This window comes from Hallella seregens ATCC 51272 (assembly GCF_000518545.1).
In the GTDB taxonomy this organism is placed as follows: Bacteria; Bacteroidota; Bacteroidia; order Bacteroidales; family Bacteroidaceae; genus Prevotella; species Prevotella seregens.
On the sequence record NZ_KI912453.1, the window covers coordinates 110,795 to 117,696 of the forward strand.

3 protein-coding genes are annotated in these 6,902 nt (G+C 58.9%); 1 reads left to right on the forward strand and 2 read right to left on the reverse strand.

The window, feature by feature from the left end; genetic code table 11:
• Positions 1–4: 4 nt before the first annotated feature.
• Together L888_RS0112925 and L888_RS0112930 are read right to left on the reverse strand one after the other, a co-directional pair.
• On the reverse strand, positions 5–3,424 hold the full coding sequence (locus L888_RS0112925; protein ID WP_027953197.1) for a SusC/RagA family TonB-linked outer membrane protein: 3,420 nt from the start codon (positions 3,422–3,424) through the stop codon (positions 5–7).
• Positions 3,425–3,451: 27 nt separating this feature from the next.
• Positions 3,452–6,322 (reverse strand): fasciclin domain-containing protein, encoded by a 2,871-nt coding sequence (locus L888_RS0112930; RefSeq protein WP_027953198.1) that lies wholly within the window; start codon positions 6,320–6,322, stop codon positions 3,452–3,454.
• Between the two features lie 347 nt (positions 6,323–6,669).
• On the opposite strand from L888_RS0112930, the gene L888_RS0112940 reads away from it, so the two are divergent.
• Positions 6,670–6,902 (forward strand): AAA family ATPase (locus L888_RS0112940; protein WP_027953200.1); only part of this gene is annotated, 233 nt, incomplete at its 3' end.

Genomic DNA, 6,902 nt, shown 5'->3' on the forward strand with positions numbered 1-6,902 from the left:
TGGTTTAGAATCCAATGTTGATGCTGGCGGTGAAGGATTTGGCCCGCGGAGTCTGCGAGCTGTCGGTGGCAATGCCCCATCCGCCGGTGGAAATTTCGGGGTCGGTGCCGCTGTATTTGGTCCAGAGCCAGAGGTTGTTCACGCTCAGATAGAGCTGCAGATTGTTCAGTCCCCACCGTTTGACGGTCTTCTTGTCGAAGTTGTAGGCCAGCTGCAGGTTGTTGAATCGCACGAACGAGCCGTCCTCCACGTAGCGGCTGGAGCCCTGATAGTTGTAGGCTGCAGAGGAGCCGTCCACGTAGAGGGCGCGCGGCATGGGGGTGACGTCGCCGTTCTTGCGCCAGCGATAGTTCACGGCCGCGGTCTGGTTGTACGTGGTGGACATGGCCTGCAGGGCCCAGCGCGCGCCGTTCACCACCTTGTTGCCGAAGCGATAGGCAAAGCGCGTCTTGAGGCTCCACTGCCCGTAGCGGAACGAGAAGTTGAAACCGCCCTGCAGTTTGGGCAGCGAGTTGCCCAGGTACACGATGTCGAGGGCGTTGACCTGGCCGTCGTGGTTGATGTCTTCGTAGATGGCATCGCCGCCCTGGAACGTGTAGGTGGACGAGCCGGAGTCGTAGTTGTAGACCAAATGCTGGGGCTCGCCGTTGCTGGTCATGATGACCTTGCCGTCGCTGCCCACGGCCACGGGGAACGTGTGGCCGGCCGCCAGCTGCTCGTTGATCCAGTTTTCGTAGGCGGCGGGCGTGAGATGGTTCTCCTTCTGGTGGTTCTGCAGGTACTCGTAGCTGTACTGGTAGACGCCCTTGTAGCGGAATCCGTAGATGGAGCCCAGGGCGTGGCCCACCTGCACGCGGTTCAGATAGACGGGCGTGGCCTTGTCGAGGTTGCCGCGCGAGGTGGCCGTCCACTTGGAGTTGACGGCATCGAGCACGCGCTTGTCCATCTCCTTGATCTCGTTGTAGTTCTGCGCGAAGTTGACACCCGCGCTCATCGAGAACTTGCCGGCCTTGATGATGTCGCGGCTGTTGACGTTCAGTTCCCAGCCATCGTTGGTCATGGCGCCCACGTTGGCATAGGCCACGGAGCCGTAGCCCGTGGTCGAGGGGATGGTAACGCTCTTTTGCAGCAGGTCTTTCGTGTCCTTGTGATACCAATCGAAGTCCACTTCTATCCTGTCGTTGAGGAAGCCGAGGTTGAAGCCCAGGTTCACCGACGTGGTCTTTTCCCAGCGCAGGTCGTCGAGCTTCAGGCCGTCGATGCTGGCCGCCGCCTGCGAGGAGCTGCCGCGGCCATAGTATCCGGCGCTGGTGTTGTAGGTGGAATAGAACAGGTAGTCGGCGTCGGGGGCCTTGCCCACCATGCCCCAAGTGGCGCGCAGGGCGGCCATGGAGAGCCACGAGCGCAGGCTCTTCATGAACCCTTCGTCGATGACATTGTAGCGCAGCGACACGCCGGGGAAGTAGGCCCACTTGTTTTTCGGGCCGAATTTGGAGTTGCCGTCGGCCCGCAGCGACACGGTGGTGATGTAGCGTCCCTTGTAGGCTCCGTGAAATTCGTATATCCAATTCTGCGAGTTGCTGCGGCCGTTGCTGCTGTTCATCTTGCGCAAGTCGCCGGGGGCGGTGGGCGAAGTGATGCCGTCGGGCAGGCGGTTCATCTCGATGGACTGGCCGTTGCTCTTGGAAGTGCTCATTTCATAGCGGGCCAGCATCATGGCCGAGAGGTCCTTGTTGCGGAAGTAGGGCGTGTAGACCAGCTCCACGCGGCCGCCCATCTTGAAGCGGTTGCTCTCGGTGTTGGCGCTCGCATTGTACGAAGCAGAGGTCCAGGCGTCGGTGCTGAGAGCCGCGGGGCAGTAGGTGGGCACGCTGCGGGCGTAGATGTCGAAGTCCACACGGCCGTTGAACGTGAGGCGGTGCTGATCGGACCCGGTGCCCAACAGCTCGTACTTGATGGCAAAGTCGGGCGTGATGCGGTAGGTCTGGTCTTTCTTCCAGGCCAGGTTGGCAATGGCAACGGGGTTGCCCAGCCCGCGAATGTTGCGCATTTCGTAGGACGAGTAGTTGCCCGTGTAGGGATTGAGCGTGCCTGTCGCGTTGCCCGATGGGTTCATGATGTAGTACTCGCCGGTGTCGGTGCCGTCGGCTTTCTGCCGGTAAATGCTCATGTTGGGCGAGAGCTTCTGGGCAATGCCCAGCAGTCCCGCATAGTTTTCATCGTTTCCGGTGTAGGTGAGTGCGAAGTTGGTGGAGAACTTGATACGCTCGGACACGCTGTAGTCCAGCACCAGCCGGGTGGAGAAACGGTCGAGCTTCTGCTTGATGATCGAGCCCGTCTGGTGGTCGTAGCCGGCCGAAATGCGGAACTGCGCACGCTGGCCGCCGCCCGTGAGGTTGAGGTTGTAGGAGTGCATCTGCCCGAACTGCTTCACGGCCTTCACCCAGTCGGTGTTGTTGTTCCAGTTTTCATACTCGGCCCAACTCTGGTCATAGTTCAGCTCTGCGATGTTAGTGGTGGCCGTTCCTTTCTGCGAAGGGTTGTAAAATTCCTCCTTGAGCATCATGGTATAGTCGTCGCCGTTGAGCAGTTTGTAGCCGTCGGGCTGCCATGTGCCGGTGAACTTGTAGGAGAAATTCACGCGCGTCTTGCCGCGTGAGCCGCGCTTCGTGGTGATTTGAATCACGCCATTGGCACCGTTGGCGCCCCAAATGGCCGTGGCTGCGGCGTCCTTGAGCACAGTGATGCTGGCAATGTCTTCCACGTTGACCGAGAGCAGCGAGGCGTATTGCTCCTCGTTGGCGTTGGCAAAGTCGAAAGTCTCGTCGGGATTGTCGAAGATTTTGTCGTCGACCACGATGAGGGGCTCGGCGTTTCCGTTGATGGTCGTCACGCCGCGCAGGCGCATGGTGGTGCCCGAACCCAGGTTGCCCGAGTTGGCCACGATGTCCAAACCGGCTATTTCGCCCTGCAGGGCTTCGTCGGCCGAGGTGAACGACATGCCCTCCACTGCGTCCATATTGAATGTTTGCTGCGAGACCGACACCTCGCGCTTGGGGATGAACAGGCCGCCCGACGAGGTGCGGGCGCCCTTGACAACCACTTCCGTGAGGGTGTGGTCGTCGGGCTCGAGCATCACTTCAAAGGTTTCGGCGTCGCCAATCTTCACCGTTTTGGTCTTGTCGCCCACGTAGGTGATAACGAGTTTGTTCTTGGGGCTCTTCACTTCCATCGAGAAGTTGCCGTTGATGTCGGTCTGGGCGGCCGAGACGATACGGTTGTTGGCGTCGCGTTCGGTCACGTTGGCCATCATCACCGGCCCCTGCGGGTCGCTCACGGTACCGCTGATGCGCCTGCTTTGGGCAAACAGTCCCGTGGACATGCCGGCCAGCACAACCGCTACGTATATTCTTTTCTTGGACATATTCTGTGTTCTAATCTATGTTAGCCTTTAGCGTTTGTTGTTCGTTTGTCTGCCCTTGGCGGCCATTCGCTTGGCTGCAGCGGCATTGGCGGCCACCACGTCGGCGTCCCAGGAGGGGTTGCCGGCGGCGTCCTTGTAGAGGAAGAGCGGCGTGGAGAGCTCGTGCACGGCACAGAACGACGAGGTGATGATGGCACTGGCCGACGTGCGTTCGCGGTCGAACCAGTAGTCGCGGGTCATCTGATTCACCATGCGGCCCTCGCCGCCGTCCACGCTGTGGCTCTGCCCCGCGCCGTCGACGATGCTGATTCGGCCGTTGCCGCCCGAGACGGCATACTGTTCGGCCATGCCCAGACTGTTGGTGCAGAGGCTCTCGTAGGTGTCGGCGGCCACCGTGTTGTCGGCATAGACCGAGCCGCTCTGGAAGTGGTAGCGGCAGAAACTGCGGATGGCCTTGATCTGTTGCTTGGCTGCGGCGGCCACGGCGGCCGGCACATCCTCGGCCGACTCATAGGGGGCCAGCGCGGCTTGAATGTCGCTCCAGCGCGGCAATCCGTGGGCATAGGCCACCTGCATGGCGGCATTGTCGGGGGCGTAGAGCGTGTAGTTGTAGGTGTTGAACATCTTTACGTTCTCGTCCAGACAGGCGTTCTTCACCTGATTGCTGCCTGTTCCGTAGGTCGAAGTGAAGACAAGATACTGGTCCTGCTCGGTGGTGCCGAAGCTGTTCTGGGCGTCGGAGATGCCGGCCTTGAGCAATACATCGGCGGCAGCGAAGCCGGCGCAGAGCTCGTAGAAGTCGGAGAACTGCGCATTGTCCTGCAAAATGCGACTCACGCTCTTCTGCGGGGCCTGAATCACACGGTCCATACGGTAAGCATGGCCGTTGGCTTCGGTGTAGTCCACCTCGATGCGGGCCGGGGTCAGCTTGGCGTCGGCATCCACCTGGGCGCCTGTTCCCACGGTGGCGCCCACGCCGTTGCCGCTCACGTAGACCTCACCGCCGTGCTTGGTCTGGTAGTAATGGTTCCGGCCGATGGTCTCGCCGTCGGGCAACAACAGGGTGTGATAGTTCAGAATGTCGACCAATTGGCTGGTGTACTTGGCCGTGGCGGCCGAGTTGTAGCGCACGGTCTCTATCACGTCAGCGCCCACTTCGCCCGTCGCCGGGTTGTAGCGGTGCACGTCGCAGCGCAGTTCGGCGGCCCCGCTCTTGGGATTGGTGACGAACTTGTAGAAGCGCAGGGCGCGGGGATTGGCGTTCTTGAGCGAGGTGGGGTCGATGTAATAATGGCCGAAAGCCTCGTCGTCGGGCAGGAAGAGACCGTAGGTGGCGCTCATGGCCAGCAGGTAATACTTGAAGTCCACCCGCAGCACCTTGCTGTCCTGAATGGCCCAGTTCATCACATACATGTCTGGATACGACGACGAGGGGGCCAGTACGGCCCGGTATTCGTCGGGGGCAATCATCTCGTTGGTCACATAAACGACACCGTTGTTGGCTATCTTGATGTCGTATTTGTCGCCCGTCCGGCGCAGCAGACGGGTTGACATGCCCATGTTCTCGGAGGCATCGTTGATGATGGTCGGGAATTTGCTGGGCACTGTCTCCACAAACGAGCTCTGTTGCAGGTTGCGGATGAAGGCCGTAATGATGGCAGGATTGGCCATTTGCATGGAATCGAGGTTCTCGAGCAGGTTGTCTTCCGTGTTGGATTGCTTGCCATAGATGTCGATGAGGTAGGCTCCGGGGCCTCCGGGCAGGAAGTATTTCCTCACGGCATCGTCGTCAGGGGCAAAGATTGCGCCCATATCTGTGATGCTGTAGTCGATGCCCGAGGTGTTGGCATGGGCGGGATAATACTGGTTCCAGCCCAGATCGTACTTCAGGTAGCGGCCGTTGCCCAGGGCATTGTTGCCGGGATCGACGGTGAGCGAGCCGCCCTGCGAACGCGAACTCACGTAGCGCAGCTCGAAGATGGAGTCGATCAGTGCGGCGTTGTTGGCCACGGCCCAGTCGTTGTAGTTGTTGGTGACGGTCTGGTTGAAGTAGGGCGCGGCATAATAGTCCACCATACGGCTGAAGATCGAGGTCTCGGGCGCGCGGCGCAACACGTCGGCCATGTTGCCCGGCGGCACGAGCACGTCCTGCAACTGGTGGATGTAGCCGTTCTGGCAAGTCACGTCTTGATTGATGATCTTGTCGTTGAAGATATAGGCCGAGGCGTTGTCGGCATCGTAGCGTTCGCCGGTAAGAATCTCGAAGTCGGAGCCGTCGCCGGCCGTGGTGATGTTGTTGTTCACCATTTGCTCCCGCGTAAAGTGCACCATCATGGGCCGGGTTCCGTCCTGCACAAGGTCAATGCCCTTATTATAATAAGGTGTCCACCAGCCGTTGTTCTTTGGCATCTGCGTGGCTCCATAGAGATGGGTCACGGTGTCGGCGACGCTCACCGAGGTCTGGTGCTTCAGCGCCAGCCCGTCCTCCACCGAGGCCGGCCCGCTCGACACGTTGGAGAGCATGCTTACCAGCAGTGCATTGTCGAGCATGGAGCTGTAGAGCAGCAGTTTCTTCTGCGCCACGGTGAGCTGTTCGTAGCTCGTCACGCCCCAGGCGTTGCTCTGGAAGAAACGCTGGAAAGCCTCGTCATTGGCCGGGAACACCGTCTTGCTGCCGGTGCGCGAGAGCGTAGAGCCGTAGCCCAGGTCGTCAACCAGCCGCAGGTACGTGGCAAACGTGCCCGTGAGGTACTTGGAGTCCGGGTTCTTCAACGCTTCATAGATGCTTCCTCCGAGCCACGCGGGCTTGTTGTCTTCATCCACTTCCTCGTTCTTGTCCACGCAGGAAGTCATCAGTCCCACGCAGATGAGAGAGAGACATACGAAGAGCTTTTTCATAAATCGTTCTTAGTTATTGTTGTTTTGTTTGTTTTAATCGATTGGATAGGCGGCGCATGCAGCGTCTTCAGGTCGTTCTAAGCTGCAAAATTAATAACATTAGTTTAAACAACCAAACGGCAATTATACGAAAATTAGCATTTTTGCGTGCCTTTTTGCCCAAAAATCATTTATCAAAGGTTAAAATCAAAAAAAGAAATACCGCGTCCGTCTGCCCGCTGCCAAACGTCGCAACCCGTGCGGCCAGCACGAAATGTTTGGACGGGAAACCCTTTTTTCTGCCGCGATCAGCGGCTAATCCAGAAAAAATACGTAAGTTTGCAAAAGTACAATCAAGCCGCAACAACATGAAATACCCCATCGGAATACAAGACTTCAAGAAAATAAGAGAAGACGGTTTCGTCTATGTGGACAAGACTGACCTCGTCTACGACATGGCGACACAGGGCACCATCTACTTCCTGAGCCGGCCGCGGCGCTTCGGAAAGTCGCTGCTCGTCTCCACGCTGAAGTATTATTTCCGCGGCGAGCACGGGCTGTTCAAGGGCCTGGCCATCGACAAGCTGGAAACCGAATGGAA